The following is a 629-nucleotide window of genomic DNA, read 5'->3' on the forward strand; positions in this document are numbered from 1 at the left end:
GACACCAACGAGATGCTGTATGCCAAGCAGCTCGTACCACGCATCCCAGACGATTCGATTACTGTATTCGACAAGGGCTTTCTGGCCGCCGAGATCCTGTGTGGACTCACCACCGGCGGCCACAATCGGCACTTCGTGATCCCAGCCAAGGCGAACACGCGCTGGGACGTCGTCGAGGGCAAGCCCGACGATGCCGTAGTGCGCATGCGCGTGTCACCCCAAGCGCGAAAGAAGTGCCCTGAATTGCCTGAATTCTGGGAGGCGCGCGCCATCCGAACGATCGACTCGCGCGGCCGCGAACGAGTGTTGCTGACTTCCCTGAGGGATCGCCGACGCTTCAAGCCAGCCGATATCGCTGCGTGCTACACCCGTCGCTGGCAGATCGAGACGAGCTACCGAGAACTCAAGCAATCCATGCTGGGGATGGAGTTGACATTGCGCAGCCAGACGGTAGAAGGGGTCTATCAGGAAATCTGGGGCGCGCTGATTGCCTACAACATGATTCGGCTGGAGATGGCCAAAGCGGCGCTCGAAGCGAAAATCGCACCGACCGACATCAGCTTCGTACGGGCCTTCCATACCATTCAGTACGAACTGATGTGGGCTGCCGCGACGCGGTCACACGGCAA

At 59.9% G+C, this 629-nt stretch carries 1 protein-coding gene; it reads left to right on the forward strand.

All coding sequences use genetic code 11. The features are described 5' to 3' along the window. On the forward strand, nt 1-629 hold a 629-nt coding region (locus tag KHO22_RS32375), incomplete at both ends, for an IS4 family transposase (protein ID WP_211951270.1).

The sequence above is a fragment of the Cupriavidus yeoncheonensis genome (assembly GCF_905397275.1).
Lineage (GTDB): Bacteria > Pseudomonadota > Gammaproteobacteria > Burkholderiales > Burkholderiaceae > Cupriavidus > Cupriavidus yeoncheonensis.